We start from the raw sequence: 18,051 nt of genomic DNA, 5'->3' as shown, positions 1-18,051 counted from the left end.
GTTCATAAATCGTCGCCCGCGCGGGCAGGGAAGGGCGGCCCTGAAGGGGGCCGCCCTTGTCCTATCGGCGGCGGGTGCCTATACAGTTTGTAACAAAGACAGACACGGCTGCATCTGCAGGAAAGGCAAGCATGTCCGGCAATATCGATCTCGAAGCCCTGTGCCACGAAAAGGGGCTGCGCATCACCGAGCAGCGTCGCATCATCGCGCGCGTGATCTCCGATTCGGAGGATCACCCCGACGTCGAAACGCTGTATGAACGCGCGTCGAAGGTCGACAGCGGAATTTCGATCGCGACCGTTTACCGCACCGTTCGCCTGTTCGAAGAGGCAGGCATCCTCGATCGCCACGATTTCGGCGACGGCCGCTCGCGCTACGAAGCCGCGCCCGAGGCGCATCACGACCATCTGATCGACGTTGAAACGGGCAAGGTGATCGAATTCGTCGATCCCGAACTGGAAGCGTTGCAGAAGGTGATCGCCGAACGGCTTGGTTTCCGCCTCGTCGACCATCGCATGGAGCTTTATGGTGTCGCCATCGATCGCAAGCGCGACTGATCGCGCCTCGATCACCTGGCGGACGGTCGCCCGTCTCGCCTTGATGGTGCTGGCGCTGCTGTTTCTGATCGTCCCCCACCTGCTCTATCGCGCCGTCGGTCGCCCGTCGCCGATGGTCATGGCTTTTCTCAACGCCGTCGGCTGGATCGCCGGCCTGCGCATCCGCACGACGGGCACGCGGCTGCGGCGCGATGTCCTCTTCGTGTCGAACCATGTCAGCTGGCTCGATATCCTCGCGCTCGGCGGCGCGGCGCGCTCGGCTTTCGTGTCGAAGGCGGAGGTCGGCACGACCCCGCTTGTCGGCTGGCTCGCCGACCAGAATCATACTGTCTATGTCCAGCGCGACGCGAAGCGCGAAATCCACAATCAGGCGAACGACCTTCGCAACGCGCTCGCACGCGGGCGGCCTGTCACGCTGTTTCCCGAAGGCACGACCGGACCCGGCGACGGGCTGCTTCCCTTCCGCGCCTCGCTGTTCCAGGCGATCATCCCGACGCCGCCGAAGCTTCGGGTCCAGCCGGTTTTCCTCGACTATGGTGCCGAGGCGAACGACATCGCGTGGCTCGACCCCGAATCCGGGCTCGACAATTTCAAGCGGATCCTCGCGCGCAAGCGCCCCGTCGCGCTGACCATTCATTATCTCGACCCGCTTCCGCAAGAAGCCGAGCATGACCGTAAGGCGATCAGCGAGGCGGCGCGGGCAGCGATCGGCGCCGAAATTGCGCGGTCTTCCGCCCCGGCGCCGCATCGCCTATAGCGCGCCAATGAAATCCGACTCTCCCCAAAGTCCTCAAAAGACATTCCACGTCAAATCCTTCGGCTGCCAGATGAACGTCTATGACGGCGAGCGCATGGCCGAGATGCTCGGCGCCGAAGGCTATGTCGCGGCGGCCGACGGCGCCGATGCCGACCTTGTCGTGCTCAACACCTGCCACATCCGCGAAAAGGCGGCCGAGAAAGTCTATTCGGACATCGGCCGGCTGAAGCGCGCCGACGGCAGCCGCCCGACGATCGCGGTCGCGGGCTGCGTCGCGCAGGCCGAGGGCGCCGAGATCGCGCGCCGCGCGCCTTCGGTCGATGTCGTCGTCGGTCCGCAGGCCTATCACCGGCTGCCCGACCTGATCGCGCGCGCCGCGAAGGGCGAGAAGGCGGTCGATCTCGACATGCCCGCCGAGAGCAAGTTCGGCGCGCTGCCGAAGCGCGCGGGCGGCCAGCGCCCGACCGCCTTCCTGACCGTGCAGGAAGGCTGCGACAAATTCTGCACTTACTGTGTCGTGCCCTACACGCGCGGTGCCGAGATCAGCCGGCCTTTCGCCGACCTGATCGCCGAGGCGCGCGCACTCGTCGCGGGCGGGGTCCGCGAAATCACCTTGCTCGGCCAGAACGTCAACGCGTGGGACGGCGAGGATGACAGGGGGCGGGCGATCGGCCTCGACGGGCTCATCCGCGAACTGGCGCGCGAGGACGGGCTCGAGCGCATCCGCTACACGACCAGCCATCCCAACGACATGACCGAAGGGTTGATCGCCGCGCATGGCGAGGTCGACAAGCTGATGCCTTTCCTCCACCTGCCGGTGCAGGCCGGCAGCGACCGCATCCTTGCCGCGATGAACCGCAGCCACAGCGTTGAAAGCTATCTGAAGGTCATCGAACGCGTCCGCGCGGCGCGTCCCGATATCGCGATCTCGGGCGATTTCATCGTCGGCTTCCCCGGCGAAACCGAGGAGGATTTCGAGGCGACGCTCGATATCGTCCGCGCGACCAATTATGCGATGGCGTACAGCTTCAAATATTCGCGCCGTCCCGGCACGCCGGCGGCGACGATGGACGGTCAGATCGACGAAGCTGTGCTCAACGACCGGCTCCAGCGCCTTCAGGCGTTGCTCAACGAGCAGCAGCAGGCGTTCAACGCGGCGACCGTCGGTCGCACCACGCGCCTGCTCCTCGAACGCAAAGGCAAGCTCGACGGCCAGCTGATCGGCAAATCGCCCTGGCTCCAGTCAGTGCATGTCATCGCGCCGGGGCTTGCGATCGGCGACATGATCGACGTGCGCATCACTTCGGCCGGGCCGAACAGCCTTGGCGCCGAAGCCTTGATGGAAGAGCTTGCCTAGTGCGCTTGGTGGGAGCTGTCTCCCCGAAGACACACTCGGCCTCCTTCCGTCGCATTCGCAGCCTGCAAGTCATGGACTCCCGTAATGACGGGAGTACAGTCCTGCTGTCGATCGAAGGAGCCTTGCTTATATGTCCAAACGCCCGCTGACCGCCTCTGCCCCCGCCGAACCCGGCGACCGCGTCCGACTGACGGCGGAATATGAGCGAACGCAGCTTTTGGGCATCTTGTTTGGTGAGTTCGATCGTAACCTCGTCGCGATCGAAAACCGTCTCGGCGTCTATATTTCGGCGCGCGGCAACCGCGTGCAGATCGAGGGCGAGGCCGAAGCCGCGGCGCGGGCGCGCGACGTGCTCACCGAACTCTACAACCGGATCGAACAGGGGCAGGAGGTCGACGCCGGCCTCGTCGACGGGGTGATCGCGATGTCGGCGCAGCCGACGCTCGACGGCATCATTCGTCACGACAAGGACGAGGCGCCGCCGATCATGATCCGCACGCGCAAGAAGACGATCGTCCCGCGCGCACCCTCGCAGGTCCCCTATATGCAAGCGCTCGCGCGCGACGACGTGATTTTCGCGCTCGGCCCGGCGGGCACCGGCAAGACCTATCTTGCCGTCGCGCAGGCCGTGGCGCAGCTCATCACCGGCAGCGTCCAGCGCCTGATCCTCTCGCGCCCCGCGGTCGAGGCGGGCGAAAAATTGGGCTTCCTTCCCGGCGACATGAAGGAAAAGGTCGATCCCTATCTGCGCCCGCTCTACGACGCGCTCCACGACTGCCTGCCCGCCGAGCAGGTCGAGCGCCGTATCGCGAGCGGCGAGATCGAGATTGCGCCGCTGGCCTTCATGCGCGGGCGGACGCTCGCCGACGCCTTCATCATCCTCGACGAGGCGCAGAATACGACGATCCCGCAGATGAAGATGTTCCTGACCCGCTTCGGCATGAACAGCCGCATGGTGATCTGCGGCGACCCCAAGCAGGTCGACTTGCCGATCCCCGCGACCTCTGGCCTCGCCGACGCGGTCGGCCGGCTCGAAGGGCTGGAGGGGATCAACGTCAGCTATTTCACCAGCGCCGACGTCGTGCGTCACCCGATCGTCGGGCGGATCGTCGATGCCTATGAAGGGCCGGGGGCCTAGCGCACGGATAGCGTCTGCTTGGACGTGGTGCGCTGGCCTGGCCGGCTTTCATCGACCCGGGCTTGATCCGGGACCGGTTGGCGAGGCCGCGATATTTTCAAAGTTCAGTGAAGTTCAGCCTTATGCGCGCGCCGATTTGAACCTCGCGGCGCGCTCGATGCGTCCGGCACGCCGCGCCTTGGCTGCACCCGACCTTCGGGTCGCGACCGTCCTTATCCACCGAATTCAATGAGCCGGGATGAAGGCTGGCACAGCCGGATAATGTAGGACAGTTGTTTTCGATGTCGGTTTTGGGGTGGAAAGCTGCCACACCCAATATTCGTCATCCCCGCGAAAGCGGGGACCCAGAGCGTGCGTAAGCTGATCCCACACTGGGTTCCCGCTTTCGCGGGAATGACGAAGTTATAAGAGCCGAGACGTCCGCAATCGTTCGAAACCCGTCGTTCATGATTTCGAGCCTGCTGCCGCGTTCCCGGTGCTTTGGGGCCGGCGGTGTCGCGCTGACATGCGTCGCCATTTTTACGAGAGTGATTCTCAATAGCATATTGACCCCCCGAATTTGCGCGCCTAGGGCGACGCTATTGCGAGTCAGTCGCAATCATTCAGGGGAAGAAAATTGAACAGCCAATATTTGCCGTCCGTATCCCGCCTTGCCGCAGGCAGCGCGCTGGGCCTCGCGCTCGCCGCGACCGCCGCGCCGGCCTTTGCGCAGGATAATGACGGCGATTATTGGGTCGCGCGCAAGAACCAGATCGTCGTCACCGCGACGCGCACCGCGGTGAAGGCCGAGGACATTCCTGTCACGGTCACCGTCAAGAGCGACGAACAGATCGCCGACGAGATGGTCACCGACATCCGCGACCTCGTCCGTTTCGAACCCGGTGTCAGCGTCCAGCGCCAGCCCGCGCGCTTCGGCGCCGCGCTCGGCGCCACCGGTCGCGCGGGTAACGACAGCTTCAACATCCGCGGCATCGGCGGCAACCGCGTGCTGATCCAGGTCGACGGCGTCCGCGTCCCCGACGGCTTCAGTTTCGGCGCGCAGGCGTCGGGCCGCGGCGATTATGTCGACCTCGGGCTCGTCAAGTCGGTCGAGATCCTCCGCGGCCCATCGTCGGCGCTCTACGGCAGCGACGGCCTGGCCGGCGCGGTCAGCTTCATCACCTCCGACCCGTCGGATTTCCTCGAGCCGGGCAAGAATGTCGGCGGCCTCCTCCGCGCGGGTTACAGCAGCGCCGACGAGGAATTCAGCGAAACCGCGATCCTCGCGGGGCGCAGCGGCGACTGGTCGGTGATGGCGGCCTACACGCGCCGCGATTACAAGGAGCTCGAGAACCAGGGCAGCCTCGGCACCGCGAACGGCATCGGCCCGTCGCGCACGCTGGCCAACCCGCAGGACGGCCGTTCGGACGCCGCGCTCGCACGCATCGTCTATGACCCCGCGAACGGCCACAAGCTGCGGCTGACCGGCGAATATCTCGACACGCGCCTCTATACCAACGGCCTGAGCGGCCTTGGTCCGAACGGCCTCGGCGCGACCGTCGACCGCCTCGAAGGCTTTGACACGGGTGAGCGCAAGCGTGTGTCGCTCGACTGGAGCTGGGAAGGCGAGGGGGCGATCGATTTCGCGCGCGTCGCGCTTTACTGGCAGGATGGCGAAGACCGGCAATATACCGAGGAAGATCGCACCCCGTCGGTCGATCGCACGCGCCTCAACACCTTCGAGAACCGCGTCTTCGGCGCCTCGGCCGACGCACGCGCCGATTTCACCACCGGTGCGATCACGCACCGCCTCGTCTTTGGCGGCGACATCAGCAAGACGCGCCAGCGCGGGCTGCGCGGCGGCACCGTGCCGCCGGCGGGCGAGACCTATCCGACGCGCGCTTTCCCGAGCACCGACTTCACCCGCGCCGGGCTGTTCGTCGGCGACGAAATCTCGGTCGCCGACGGGCGCCTGCTGCTCTATCCGGCGCTGCGCTTCGACTGGTTCGACCTGTCGCCCGACAATGACCCGCTGCTGCCGACCTTCCGCGGTGCGAAGCAGGACGGTTCGCGCGTGTCGCCCAAGTTCGGCGCGGTGTGGAAGATCACCGACGATGTCCGGCTGCTCGCCAATTACGCGACCGGCTTCAAGGCGCCCGAACCGGGGCAGGTGAACCAGTTCTTCGAGAACCTGACCTCGCCCTTCTTCTCGTACCGCACGCTCCCGAACCCCGACCTCGGGCCCGAGCGCAGCGAGAGCTTCGAAGGCGGCGTGCGTTTTTCCAGCGATGCAGTCAGCCTCGACGTCACCGCCTTTTCGGCGCGGTACAAGGATTTCATCAGCCAGGAGCAGGTCGGCGGCGTCGGCACGATCGCCAACCCCATCCTCTATCAATTCGTGAATCTCGATCGCGTCCGGGTCAAAGGGGCCGAGGCGCGGTTCGAGGGGCGAGCGTCGTCCGGCCTGTATACGACGCTCGCCCTATCCTATGCGAAGGGTGACATCATCGACCCCGACGGCGTGCGTTCGCCGCTGTCGTCGATCGATCCGCTCAAGCTCGTCGCCGGGGTCGGTTATCGCGAGCGCGAAGGGCGCTTCGGCGGCCAGATCATCGTGACGCACGCGGGCCGCAAGGAGGCGTCGCGCACGACGGGGCTTTGCACCCCCGAATGTTTCCGTCCCGATGCCTTCACGATCCTCGATGCGACGGCGTTCGTCCGCGTGATGGACAAGCTCACGCTGCGCGCGGGCGTCTTCAACATCCTCGACAAGAAATACAGCTGGTGGAGCGATGTGCGCGGTCTCGCGATGGGCGGAACGGTCGCTGCGCCCACGGTCCCGGCGAGCGCCGATGCCTATACCCAGCCCGGCCGGAACGCGAGCGTGTCGCTGAGCTTCCGCTTCTAATCAAAACAGAAGGACTGCACCGATGAAAACATATCGCAAGCTTGCCGCCAGCCTGTTGCTGCTCACCGCGGCGCTGCCCGTCGCCGCTTCGGCGCACCCGCCGATCGCCGCCGAGGCCGCCGCCGCCAATTTCGAACAGGACCGCGCCGATATCCTCGCGATGGCGGGCAATTATCGCGTCAGCTTCAACATGCAGGAATCGACGCGCTGGGACCCGACCTACGAGGTTCTCGAACCCAAGCGTTCAGGCGGTAACGAGGTCGTGCGCGTGATCGAGGACACGGGCCGCAAGATCAGCCTGCAGCATATGCTCGTCATCACCGGCGACGACGACAAGAGCATGATCATCAAGCATTGGCGGCAGGATTGGGAATATGAGCCCGCGAAGGTGCTGGTCTATTCGGACCGCAACGCGTGGACGTGGGAAGATGTCCCCGAAAAGATGCGCACCGGCCGCTGGTCGCAGACCGTCTATCAGGTGGATGATTCCCCTCGTTACGGCGGCTGGGGGCAGTTCGAAACGCAGGGTGGCGTCCGCCGCTGGCGCTCGAACTGGACGTGGCGCCCACTCGCGCGCCGCGACGCCGTGCGCAATCCCGTGTACGACCGTTACCTCTCGATCAACCGCCACCAGCCATCGCCCGACGGCTGGGTCCACTGGCAGGACAATACGAAGATGGGGACGAAGGACGGCAAGCTGGTGCCGATCGTCCAGGAATATGTCCTCAACACCTATATCAAATATGACCAATATGACGTGAAGGCGGCCGACGATTATTGGGCCGCGACGAAGGAATATTGGGCCGCGGTGCGCGCCGAATGGGACCGTGTGGCCGCGGCGAAGGGCGGCATCGCGATCGACGAAAAGGCCGACACCGGCACCGTGATCAGCGGCCGCCTGCTCGAAATGGCCGACGAGGTTCAGGAAAAGAAGCTGACCACCGCGAAAGCCATCAGCGAAGCGAAGAAGCTGATCGAGACGAACACGCGCAAGCTTTGACGACCTTCACCATGTGAAGCCCGAAACTGGGGGCGGTCCGGAAGGGCCGCCCCCTATTTTGTGGTGGCGTGGCGGCGCGCCATGCAAAAGGTCCGAAGCGCGACGGCGTCATGCCATGCGTTGTGCGGAACATGGCTGAGTTCGGCGGTCGAGAAATTGACGACCTCGGCGAGTTCGAAGCGCACCGCCGATATGATCAGTCGCCGCCCGTCGTCGGTAACGAGCAGGCGCGCGGCGTGGACGATATCTTCGGGCCAGTCGGCGACCAGCACCGGCTCCGGATCGGCCGCCAGATAATCGGCAAAGCCCCATTGCAGTTCGGCATAGGATATCGGCGCGATGTCGAGCTTTGGCATCACGTGCGCCGCGACCCATGGTGTCGGGTCGCGGCACTCGACGGCGCCGTAAAAGGACGCCGCACCCTCGACTTCGGGAACAAGCGCGATCGAGATCAGCGCGCCGCCGAAGCCGTTGAACTCGGCGTCGAGATAATAGCGCAACGCCCTATTTCTTCGGCCCCTCGACGCTCCAGATTCCGGCGCCGCGCGTCGCGATGAACAGGAAGATGAAGCAGTAGAGTGCGATCGTCTCGCCGCCATTGGCGATCGGGAAGGCGCCCTGGCTGCCGTGCGCGACCCAATAGCCGACTGCCGACATGCCGCTCGCGACGAATGCCGCGGGGCGCGTGAACAGGCCGATGACGATCAGCCCGCCTGCGATCAGTTCGATCGCCCCGGCCGCTTGCAGCATCGGGTTGAGTTCCATCGGGAATTTGACCGGGAAGTTGAAGAATTTCTGCACGCCGTGCGCGAGGAACAACAGGCCTGCGACGATGCGCAGCAGCGCATAAGCCTGTTCGCCGAAACCATCGAGAAACTTCATGATTTTCCCCCCTCATTCCGATTGTCGAGGCAGGGAGGCTAACCGATTTTCGGGCCAGCGCGAAATTTTTTTGCGATCGATGTCACACGCGCCGATCCTGTCTCGTCAAGCCGGTACAACCCGCCCAAAGGAGACATGACATGACCAAGGTAACCGACCCCTTCGCCGCCTCGCCGCAGCTGATGAAGCAGTGGATGGCGGTCAGCCTCGCGGCCGAAAAGAGCCTCGAGACGAGCCTGATCGAGCTGGTGAAGATCCGCTCGTCGATCCTCAACGGCTGTGCCAATTGCATCAACATGCACACCGCCGAGGCGCGCGCGAAGGGCGAGACCGAACAGCGCATCTACCTGCTCGCAGCGTGGGCCGACGCGCCCGTCTACACTCCGCGCGAACGCGCCGCGCTGGCGTGGACCGACGCCTTGACCCGCTTGTCGCAAGGCCACACACAGAAGGCGGCGCGCGAAGCACTCGATGCGCATTTCACTGCCGAGGAGCAGATGAACCTGACCGTGATGATCAACGTCATCAATGGCTGGAACCGCATCGCGGTCGGTTTCGACCTCTGGTACGAAGGCGGCGCGCCCGCGAAGGCCGCCTGATGACCCGCGAAGGCATCCGCGGCGACAGCGATGCGGGGACGGACGCGGCGGCGAGTTTCGACCCGCTGCGCCCGCTCCTGACGCGCGTCGCTTATCGCATGCTCGGCTCGGTCGCCGATGCCGAGGATGTGGTGCAGGATGCCTTCATCCGCTGGCTCGGCACCGATCGCGATGCGGTACGCGAGCCCGCGGCGTTCCTCCGCCGCACGGTGACGCGGCTTTGCCTCGATCAGATCAAGTCGGCGCGGAACAGCCGCGAGACCTATATCGGCCCCTGGCTCCCCGACCCGCTGGTCGAGGAGGAGGAAGAGGATGATGTCACGCTGCCGCTGATGCTCGCGCTCGAACGGCTCTCCCCCCTGGAGCGCGCTGCGTTCCTGCTGCACGACGTCTTCGGGGTCGGGTTCGAGGAGGTCGCGAAGACGATCGACCGCGATCCCGCCGCGACGCGCCAGCTTGCGGCGCGGGCGCGCACCCACGTCCGCGACGCCCGCCCGCGCTACAAGCTCGAAAAGGAGCAGGGGTTGCAGATCGCCGACGCCTTTTTCGCCGCGTCGCGCAGCGGCGACATGAGCGCGCTCGGCGCGTTGCTCGCTGCCGATGTCGGCATGTGGGCCGACGGCGGCGGCAAGCGCCCCGCCGCGGCGGGCCCGGTGCTCGGCTACGACGTCGTGCTGAAACTGCACCGCAGCCTCGCGGTGCTGTTCGGCAAATATGGCTCGACGCTCGTCCACACGTGCATGATCAACGGCCTGCCGGGCTTCGTGACGCGCGAAGCCGACGGCGAACTCCAGACCACCGCGCTGGAGATTGTCGACGGGAAGGTCACGGCCATCTATGTCATGCGCAACCCCGACAAGCTGCGCCATATGCATTAAGCGGGGCCTCCCTCTCGTCGAGGGAGGCCCCGGGGGTCAGTTTGTGGCGGCGAGGCCGGGGATGTAGTGCGAAGCAATCTTGTCGACGAATTTCTCGGGCGAAGCGCCCATCAGGTTCGTCAGCACCACAACGCTAAGGTCGTCCTCGGGATAAATGAATACGGTGGCGCGTGCGCCGCCAGTAAGGGCAAGCGCGGGATGCTCCGCGCGTCGTACCGATGGCCAGCCCAAGCCATAGCCATTAATGAAAGCGTTGAAGCCGCGATAGCTGCCATCTTTTTGCGGCTGTGGTTTCCAGAGTTCCTCAACGCTGTTCTTGTTCACCAGTTGCCATTTCTGGATCGCAATAACCCATTTCGCCAAATCAATGGCCGTGGATTGGATGCCCCCGATCGGGAGCAATTGTGCGGACGTCCATGATTCCTGACGCACAAACGCAGTTTCACTGCGATCAGCGCCGACAGTTCTCATCCCGTCAAACTTCAGCGTCAAATGCGTGTAGAGCTCAGCCAGGTCAGGCTTGGCCGAGACAGGATAGGCAAAGCCGGTCTGCTTCATGCCCACCCTATTAAACTGCCGATCGCGCACGAAATCGGAAAAGGATTTCCCTGAAAGCTTCGCGATGATTTTCCCCATCGCGACATAGTTGGTCTGGCTATATCTAAATCCCGCTCCGGGTGGAAAGGTCAGGGGATTTTGCTGCACCCTTGCCCAGGAGGCATCCGGGTCGACGAGACCGTCAATCGGCCGGGTATTGTCATCCACAATTTCGGGCAGCCCGGATGTATGGGTGAGAGCCTGCCGAACGGTGACACTACTCCATGCTTCCGGAAGTTTTTCGAGATAGGTTGAGATTGGCGCATCAAGATCAAGCTTGCCCGCTTCGACAAGCTGCATTGCCGCAACACCGGTAACGGCCTTGCTGATCGAATTGATGCGGAAAATGGTTTTGTTCGTGACGGGGGCGGACGTTTCCCTGTTGGCCAGACCATAGGCACCCGTGAAGACGATCTTGCCATTCTGCACTATTGCCAATTGCAGTCCGGGAATGTCACGAGCAATCATCTCGCTCTGGATCAGCTGTTCGATTGCGGCCGTCTTGTTGTTCGCTTCCGCGACCGGTGTTGTGCGGGCGTTTGCGCTGGCCGCGAGCCCGCCCATGACCGCAATCAGGCCGATTGCGGCAGAAACTCTATTCAGCATATTTTGGTGATCCAAAGCTTGAGGGGTATCGATTACATTGTGTATTGCAATAATCATACACCTCTGCAGCCGTCAAGCGCGACTTCCGGGCAACTTTTTAGCTGTCCTACAGCGCACCGTCGCTATAGCGTCGAACCATGATCCGCATCGACTATATACTGGCTTCTTCGCCTCCTCAGGAAATGCAATTCCAGCGTGAAGTTGCGCAGTTTTCTGCCCTTTTCTCGCCGTGGCTTTTTTCGTGCTGAGCGTCGAAGCCTATGCCGCGACGCCGTGGCCCGACGCGATCGACTGGGAAGCCAGGGCAAGCGAGGCGGTCGCAGCCGCGCTGGCGTTGACGCCTTATGCCTCGCTCGCCGACGCGGCGCCGCTGGTCGAGGTCGCGGTGCGCCTCACCGACGATGCAGAGGTTCACACGCTCAACCGCGATTTTCGCGGAAAGGACAAGCCGACCAACGTGCTGTCCTTTCCGCAGGTCCAGCACGACCTGCTGGAGGGGCTCGCGAACAGCGACGATGGCGAGATATTGCTCGGCGACATCGTGCTGGCGCGCGAAACCTGCGTGCGCGAGGCGGAAGAGAAGGGGATTGCGATCATCGATCATGCGACGCACCTGATCGTCCACGGCGCGCTGCATCTCGTGGGCTACGACCATATGGACGACGCCAGCGCCGCCGCGATGGAAGCGATCGAGGTGAAAGCGCTTGCATCGCTGGGCATCGCCAATCCATATGCGGATCAGGATTAACAGGGAAAAGCAGGAAATATGCCCGACGACCAGGGATCTTCGAACCGATCGGAAGAGGACAGTAGTAGACCCGGACTGCTGTCCGGGCTGAAGACCCTGTTGTTCGGCGGCGACAAGGAACCGTCGCTTCGCGAACAGATCGAAGAGGTCATCGACGAGGCCGAGGAAGAGGGCGAGGACCGTCGTGGCAGCAATATCGTCGGCGACCTGTCGCAGATCGAGCGCAAGATGCTGCGCAACCTCCTCCATTTCGGCGAACAGACGGTCGACGATGTCGCGGTGCCGCGCGCCGACATCATCGCGATCCCCGAAAGCGCCAGCTTTGCCGAGGTGGTCGCTCTGTTCGTCGAGGCCGGTCACAGCCGCCTGCCGATTTACCGCGAGAATCTCGACGAGGTCGTCGGGATGATCCACGTCAAGGACGTGTTCGCCGTGCTGGCCGACGGCCGCACCCCGCCGCCCTTGCTCGACCTCATCCGCCAGCCGCTCTACGTCCCCCAATCGATGGGCGTGCTCGACCTGCTTGCCGAAATGCGCGCCAAGCGCACTCACCTCGCGATCGTGATCGACGAATATTCGGGCACCGAAGGGTTGCTGACGATCGAGGACCTTGTCGAGGAGATCGTCGGCGAGATCGAGGACGAGCATGACGACGAGCCGACTGCGCTGTTCGCGCCCGGCGAGGGCGGGTGCTGGGACGCCGATGCGCGCGCCGAACTCGACGATGTCGGCGAGGCGATCGACCCGCGGCTTGCCGAGATCGACGAAGATGTCGACACGCTCGGCGGCCTCGCGGCGGTGCTCGCCGGGCATGTCCCCGAAGTCGGCGAAATCCTGGTCCATCCGAGCGGCTGGCGTATCGAGGTGACCGAGGCCGACGAGCGGCGCGTCCATCGCCTGCGCCTGCATCCGCCGGTCGAGGTCGATCTGGAAGCGCCGTCGGAGCGCAGCGAAGAGTTCTGACCCAATTGCCTTTGCGGGGTTAAAGGACTAGGCGAGGCCGGATGGAAGTTTCCGACCTTCGCATCGCCCTGTTCAGCGGCAATTACAACATGACCACCGACGGCGCGAACAAGGCGCTGAACCGCCTCGTCGGCTATTTGCTGGCGCATGGCGCCGCGGTGCGTGTCTATTCGCCGACCGTCGCCAACCCCGATTTCGACCCGACCGGCGACCTCGTCAGCGTGCCGTCCTTCGCAATCCCCGGGCGCAGCGAATATCGCATTCCGGTGTCCTTCTCGTCGCGCGTTCGCGAGGATATCGTCAAATTCGCGCCGAATATCGTGCATATCTCCAGCCCCGATCGCGTCTCGCGGCAGGCGGCGGCGTGGGCACGGCGGCGGCGGCTTCCCGTCGCATGTTCGGTGCACACGCGCTTCGAGACCTATTTCCGCTATTACAACCTGTCGTTTCTCGAACCCGTCGTCGTGGCCTGGCTGCGCAAGCTTTATCGCAAATGCGACGCGCTGATCGCGCCGTCCGAAAGCTTTGCGCAGGTGCTGCGCGACCAGCGGATGAATTACGACATCGGCATCTGGACCCGCGGTGTCGAGCAGGCGATCTTCAATCCCGGCCGCCGCGACATGGACTGGCGCCGTTCGCTCGGGATCGAGGACGATGTGCCCGCGATCGCCTTCCTCGGCCGGCTGGTGATGGAAAAGGGGCTCGACGTCTTCGCCGACGCGATCGACGTGCTCCAGCGGCGCGGCGTGCCGCACAAGGTCGTCGTGATCGGCGAGGGGCCGGCGGGCGAATGGTTCGAATCGCGCCTGCCGAACGCCAAGTTCGTCGGCTTTCAGGGCGGCGCCGACCTCGCGCACGCGCTGGCGTCGTGCGACATCTTCTTCAACCCGTCGGTCACCGAAACCTTCGGCAATGTCACATTGGAAGCCATGGCGTGCGGCCTGCCCGTCGTCGCCGCGCGCGCGACCGGCAGCGCCAGCATCGTCAAGCATGGCCAGACGGGCTATCTTGTCGCACCCGGGTCGATCACCGGCTTTGCCGATCACCTGCAGCGCTATTGCCGCGATATCCAGTTGCGCGCCGAACATGGCGCGGCGGCGGTGCTCGAAAGCGGCTCCTATGACTGGGATGCGATCAACCAGGCGGTCGCCGACACCTATATCCGCCTGATCCGCCAGAAACAGCGGCACCGGGGCTGAGCGTCCGGTGGCCGGGGACCTGTTCGGCGGCGACGCACCCGCGCAGCGCGACAGCGGCGCGACCGGGCCGGTGCCGCTCGCCGAGCGGCTGCGCCCGCGCACGCTCGGTGAGGTCGTCGGGCAGGAGCATCTGACGGGCCCCGAGGGCGCGATCGGCCGCATGGTCGCGGCGGGCCAACTGGCGTCGATCATCCTCTGGGGTCCGCCGGGTACCGGCAAGACGACGATCGCGCGGCTGCTCGCCGAAGCGGTCGGGATGCGCTTCGCGCCGCTGTCGGCGGTCTTCTCGGGCGTCGCGGACCTGCGCCAGGCCTTTGCCGACGCCGAAAAGATGGCGGCGGCGGGGAAGCGCACCTTGCTCTTCGTCGACGAGATCCACCGCTTCAATCGCGCGCAGCAAGACGGCTTCCTGCCTTATGTCGAGCGCGGCACCGTCGTGCTCGTCGGTGCGACCACCGAAAATCCCAGCTTCGCACTGAACGCCGCGCTTTTGAGCCGCGCGCAGGTGCTGGTGCTGAACCGGCTTGGCGAGGACGCGCTCGGCACGCTGGTCGAACGCGCCGAGGCCGAGGTCGGCCAGCGCCTGCCCGTGACCGACGAAGCGCGCGCGGCGCTGATCGCGAGTGCCGACGGGGACGGGCGTTTCTTGCTCAACCAGGTCGAGACGCTTTTCTCGGTGACCATCGAAGCGCCGCTCGACCCCGCCGAGCTGGCGCAGTTCCTCCATCGCCGCATGCCGGTCTATGACAAGGACCGCGACGGCCACTACAACCTGATCTCGGCGCTGCATAAGGCGCTGCGCGGGTCGGACCCGCAGGCGTCGCTCTATTGGCTCGCGCGGATGCTCGTCGCGGGCGAGGAGCCGCTCTACGTGCTCCGGCGAATCACCCGCTTCGCGAGCGAGGACATCGGCCTCGCCGACCCGCAGGCGCTGGTGCAATGCCTCGCCGCCAAGGACGCCTATCAGTTCCTCGGCTCGCCCGAAGGCGAACTCGCGATCGTGCAGGCGTGTCTCTATTGCGCGACCGCACCCAAGTCGAATGCGGCCTATGCGGCGCAGAAGGCGGCGTGGGCGGCGGCGCGCGAAACCGGCAGCCTCGCGCCGCCCGCGAACATCCTCAACGCGCCGACCAAGCTCATGAAAGATTTGGGTTATGGCGCGGGCTACAGCTATGATCATGATGCACCTGACGGCTTTTCGGGCGACAATTACTGGCCCGACGGCATGGCGCCGGTCGACTTCTATCGACCTGTCGATCGCGGCTTTGAAAAGCGGATCGCCGAGCGGCTCGCCTGGTGGGACGCGCGTCGCCACGCGAAGGATTGAACCCGGCCTTGCCTCGCTTCGCGTGCGGGTATAGTTTTTCGCCAGCTCGGGTCGCGCCGGAACTGGGGTAGTCATCATGGCATTGGCGCTTGTCCTTGCCGCCGCAGCGACACCGATCCTGTCCTGTCCAGGCGGCACTATCGAAACAAAATGCACCGCCGCAGAGGTGTCGGCGAAGATCGCGTTGACGCGCGCACGCGTCTCCAACATCGCGCAGCGATGCCTCTATGACTTTGGCGGAAAATGCAGCGTCGAGGCGAGCGGGCGGATCAACACCGCCGATCGCGGCGCGCCTTTGCTATGGCAAAAGATGCTTCTCGCTCCGCGCGACGGGCCGCAGACGCGGATGCTCGTGCTGCTGTCGCAAGACAAGGCGGGCAAGGCGATGCTCGCCGGCTTTGCCGAAAGTTCGGGATCGATCGGGACACCCGATCTGGTGGTGGACGGCGACCAGCGGCGGCTGGTCCATGTCGGCGGCACGCTCGCCGGCAGCGGCGGCGGCAACGCCGATGCGCTGTTCGTCAGCGATGCCGCGACGCCCAAATGGCGCCGCGTCGACCTCTCCGACTGGTCGGAGCAGGGGAGCAAGATGTTGCCCACGGGCTATTGGCTGCGTGGGCCGGCGCAGTTCGTGTTCGACGAGATGTTCCCCTCTGTGCCGGTTGCGCGCGATGGCGACGGCAATTGTTGCCCGCGCGGCGGCAACGCTTTCTATGACCTCGATATTCAAGGCGACCGCCTGGTGTTGACCCGCCTTCGCTTCCAGCCCATGCAGCCATTGGGGCGCGACATAGAGGTCACCGCCGGGACATTGGAAGACTGAACCAGGCGGGAGGATATGGCGGCCAAATTCGACAGCTGGGACGATGTCGTCGCGTTCGCCTGTACGCTTCCCGACGTCGAGATGCTCTCCTTTTATGGCACCCCCTGTCCCAAGCTCAACGGCAAGGCGCTCGCATCGCCTGGGCGCGAGCCCGGCAGCTTTGCGGTGATGTGCGAGTCCGACGAAAAGGAAATCCTGCTTGAAACCGATCCCGACACTTTCTGGCAGACGCCGCATTATGAGGGTTGGCATGCGCTCCTCGTCCGCTTCGGCTCGGACGATCCCGAGCGTGTCGCCAATGTTCTGCGCCGCGCGTGGTGGGACCGCGCGAAAAAGCCGCAGCGGCAGGATTTCGGCGATCGTCCCTGATTTTCGTCTCCTCGTCGGTGCGGCCCTTCTTGTCGGTGCAGCCCCGGCGCAGGCGCAGGCGCCGAAACCCAATGCCGAGCTGAACCGCGCATGGGCCGCGGGCTACCGCGCGGCCTTCGTCTGTTCGTCGCTGTGGAATGGCGCGGGCAAATCGCTCGATGCGATCGAGCGCGACGAGCTCACGGGCATCTATCCCGAGATCGAGGCCGATGTCCGCGCGCTCAAGGCCGACGTCGACGAGCGCGCCAAGCGGGTGAGCGTACGCTATCGCGACGATATGCCGCCGCGTATTGCCGAATGGAGCGAGCGCGAAGGCTGCGTCACCCTGCCGATCGGCGCGTCGGCGCCGACGCCGGAGAATGTCCCCGCGGCGGCGCGCCCGAACCTGGACGACCGGCCTTGGCCGCTGGGCGACAGTTACCGGCGCGCGGGGGTGCCCGCGGGCCTTCCGCCCTTCTTCGAGGTTCGTGCCCAGCTTGCAGACTTCGGCGGCCGTTCCAGTTCCTTGCTGATCGTCAAGCGCGGGCGGATCATGACCGAATGGTATCAGCCCGGGCATGATCTGCACACGGCGCAGCGGACCTTCTCGGTCGCCAAATCGATGGCCGCGACGCTGATCGGTCATGCGGTGTTGAAGGGCCAGATCGACGTCGCGAAGCCTGCCCAGATCGCCCAATGGAAATCTCCCGGCGACCCGCGCGCTGCGATCACGACCGAACAGCTGGTGCGCATGGCGAGCGGGCTCACCAGCGACACCGCGGGCAATCGTAGCGACGCCATCTATATGGGCGGGGCGTCGGTGCGGCAGTGGACGGTGCAATGGCCGCTGCTCAATCCGCCAAACACGCATTATCGCTATGCGAACAACGACACATTGCTGGCGACGCTGTCGCTGAAGGCCGCGCTTGCGAAAGCCGGGGATCCGCTCGACCCAGCTGCCTTTTTCGATCGCCTCGGCATGACGCGGACCTTTGTCGAGCATGACAAGGACGGCGACTATATCTTGTCGAGCCAGGTGTGGACGACCGCACGCGACCTCGCGCGGCTTGGGCTGCTCTATCAGAATGACGGCATGTGGCAGGGCCAACGCCTGCTTCCCGCGGATTGGCGCCGTTTCGTCACTACGCCGAGCGGGCCGCAGCCCGACGGCGCGTTCGGTTATGGCGCGGGCTTCTGGCTGCTCAACAAGTCGAAGAACATTCCCGCCGACGCCTTCGGCGCCTTCGGCAATCGCGGCCAATATCTCGTCGTCATCCCGTCGCGCGACCTGGTGATCGTCCGGCAGGGCTATGACGACGACAAGAACCGCCTCGACATCGCAAAGCTCGTCGAAGCGGTCGTTGCCGCCGACGATATGCGCTGAC

At 64.8% G+C, this 18,051-nt stretch carries 18 protein-coding genes; 15 read left to right on the top strand and 3 right to left on the bottom strand.

Translation table 11 applies throughout. The annotated features are described in order from the left end of the window. Positions 1 to 131 precede the first annotated feature (131 nt). The 6 genes from VGN62_RS07605 (at position 132) to VGN62_RS07580 (ending at position 7,696) form a co-directional block, all read left to right on the top strand. Positions 132 to 557 carry a Fur family transcriptional regulator gene (locus tag VGN62_RS07605; RefSeq protein WP_056369183.1) on the top strand — a complete coding sequence of 142 codons (426 nt, stop codon included), beginning with the start codon at positions 132 to 134 and terminating at the stop codon, positions 555 to 557. Continuing rightward, the gene (locus VGN62_RS07600) at positions 529 to 1,314 is read left to right on the top strand and encodes a lysophospholipid acyltransferase family protein (protein ID WP_327452401.1); all 786 of its coding nucleotides are present in this window, start codon (positions 529 to 531) and stop codon (positions 1,312 to 1,314) included. The genes VGN62_RS07605 and VGN62_RS07600 overlap by 29 nt, the downstream gene beginning before the upstream one ends. Before the next feature lie 7 nt (positions 1,315 to 1,321). Further along, positions 1,322 to 2,671, top strand: coding sequence for a tRNA (N6-isopentenyl adenosine(37)-C2)-methylthiotransferase MiaB (gene miaB / locus VGN62_RS07595; RefSeq protein ID WP_327452399.1), 1,350 nt, complete (start codon positions 1,322 to 1,324; stop codon positions 2,669 to 2,671). A 130-nt stretch (positions 2,672 to 2,801) separates the two neighbouring features. Next, the gene (locus tag VGN62_RS07590; protein WP_327452397.1) at positions 2,802 to 3,809 is read left to right on the top strand and encodes a PhoH family protein; all 1,008 of its coding nucleotides are present in this window, start codon (positions 2,802 to 2,804) and stop codon (positions 3,807 to 3,809) included. Positions 3,810 to 4,440: 631 nt separating this feature from the next. Continuing rightward, positions 4,441 to 6,696, top strand: coding sequence for a TonB-dependent hemoglobin/transferrin/lactoferrin family receptor (locus VGN62_RS07585; protein WP_327452395.1), 2,256 nt, complete (start codon positions 4,441 to 4,443; stop codon positions 6,694 to 6,696). Positions 6,697 to 6,718: 22 nt separating this feature from the next. Next, positions 6,719 to 7,696 carry a DUF6607 family protein gene (locus VGN62_RS07580; RefSeq protein ID WP_327452394.1) on the top strand — a complete coding sequence of 326 codons (978 nt, stop codon included), beginning with the start codon at positions 6,719 to 6,721 and terminating at the stop codon, positions 7,694 to 7,696. Positions 7,697 to 7,749: 53 nt separating this feature from the next. On the opposite strand, the gene VGN62_RS07575 is transcribed toward VGN62_RS07580, so the two are convergent. Then, positions 7,750 to 8,196, bottom strand: a complete 447-nt coding sequence (locus VGN62_RS07575; protein WP_327452392.1) for a hypothetical protein — start codon at positions 8,194 to 8,196, stop codon at positions 7,750 to 7,752. Positions 8,197 to 8,200: 4 nt separating this feature from the next. Further along, the gene (locus tag VGN62_RS07570; protein WP_327452390.1) at positions 8,201 to 8,578 is read right to left on the bottom strand and encodes a DoxX family protein; all 378 of its coding nucleotides are present in this window, start codon (positions 8,576 to 8,578) and stop codon (positions 8,201 to 8,203) included. A gap of 140 nt (positions 8,579 to 8,718) precedes the next feature. On the opposite strand from VGN62_RS07570, the gene VGN62_RS07565 reads away from it, so the two are divergent. Beyond that, complete coding sequence (locus tag VGN62_RS07565) at positions 8,719 to 9,177, top strand: carboxymuconolactone decarboxylase family protein (RefSeq protein WP_327452388.1); 459 nt, start codon at positions 8,719 to 8,721, stop codon at positions 9,175 to 9,177. Then, on the top strand, positions 9,177 to 10,055 hold the full coding sequence (locus tag VGN62_RS07560) for a sigma-70 family RNA polymerase sigma factor (protein WP_327452386.1): 879 nt from the start codon (positions 9,177 to 9,179) through the stop codon (positions 10,053 to 10,055). Before VGN62_RS07565 ends, VGN62_RS07560 begins: the two co-directional genes overlap by 1 nt. Positions 10,056 to 10,091: 36 nt before the next feature. Here VGN62_RS07560 and VGN62_RS07555 read toward each other — a convergent pair whose 3' ends face one another. Beyond that, the gene (locus tag VGN62_RS07555) at positions 10,092 to 11,258 is read right to left on the bottom strand and encodes a serine hydrolase domain-containing protein (protein ID WP_327452384.1); all 1,167 of its coding nucleotides are present in this window, start codon (positions 11,256 to 11,258) and stop codon (positions 10,092 to 10,094) included. A gap of 241 nt (positions 11,259 to 11,499) precedes the next feature. Here VGN62_RS07555 and ybeY point away from each other — a divergent pair, with 241 nt between their 5' ends. From ybeY to VGN62_RS07520, 7 genes are all read left to right on the top strand, one after another. Further along, positions 11,500 to 12,006 carry an rRNA maturation RNase YbeY gene (gene ybeY / locus VGN62_RS07550; protein ID WP_327452381.1) on the top strand — a complete coding sequence of 169 codons (507 nt, stop codon included), beginning with the start codon at positions 11,500 to 11,502 and terminating at the stop codon, positions 12,004 to 12,006. An 18-nt stretch (positions 12,007 to 12,024) separates the two neighbouring features. Continuing rightward, positions 12,025 to 12,969 (top strand): hemolysin family protein, encoded by a 945-nt coding sequence (locus tag VGN62_RS07545; RefSeq protein ID WP_327452379.1) that lies wholly within the window; start codon positions 12,025 to 12,027, stop codon positions 12,967 to 12,969. 41 nt (positions 12,970 to 13,010) lie between these two features. Beyond that, a complete protein-coding gene (locus VGN62_RS07540; protein WP_327452377.1) occupies positions 13,011 to 14,168 on the top strand; it encodes a glycosyltransferase family 1 protein in 1,158 nt (385 codons plus the stop codon). Positions 14,169 to 14,175: 7 nt separating this feature from the next. Beyond that, on the top strand, positions 14,176 to 15,495 hold the full coding sequence (locus VGN62_RS07535) for a replication-associated recombination protein A (protein WP_414713256.1): 1,320 nt from the start codon (positions 14,176 to 14,178) through the stop codon (positions 15,493 to 15,495). A gap of 76 nt (positions 15,496 to 15,571) precedes the next feature. Then, the gene (locus VGN62_RS07530; protein WP_327452375.1) at positions 15,572 to 16,318 is read left to right on the top strand and encodes a hypothetical protein; all 747 of its coding nucleotides are present in this window, start codon (positions 15,572 to 15,574) and stop codon (positions 16,316 to 16,318) included. Positions 16,319 to 16,333: 15 nt separating this feature from the next. Continuing rightward, positions 16,334 to 16,687 (top strand): hypothetical protein, encoded by a 354-nt coding sequence (locus VGN62_RS07525; RefSeq protein WP_327452373.1) that lies wholly within the window; start codon positions 16,334 to 16,336, stop codon positions 16,685 to 16,687. Then, the gene (locus VGN62_RS07520; RefSeq protein WP_327452775.1) at positions 16,617 to 18,050 is read left to right on the top strand and encodes a serine hydrolase domain-containing protein; all 1,434 of its coding nucleotides are present in this window, start codon (positions 16,617 to 16,619) and stop codon (positions 18,048 to 18,050) included. Before VGN62_RS07525 ends, VGN62_RS07520 begins: the two co-directional genes overlap by 71 nt. The last annotated feature ends 1 nt before the right edge of the window (position 18,051 follow it).

The organism is Sphingopyxis sp., from assembly GCF_035998905.1.
Taxonomy (GTDB): Bacteria; Pseudomonadota; Alphaproteobacteria; order Sphingomonadales; family Sphingomonadaceae; genus Sphingopyxis.
The sequence above is the reverse complement of the archived record's forward strand: the minus strand, read 5'-3'. Positions and strand labels throughout refer to the sequence as shown.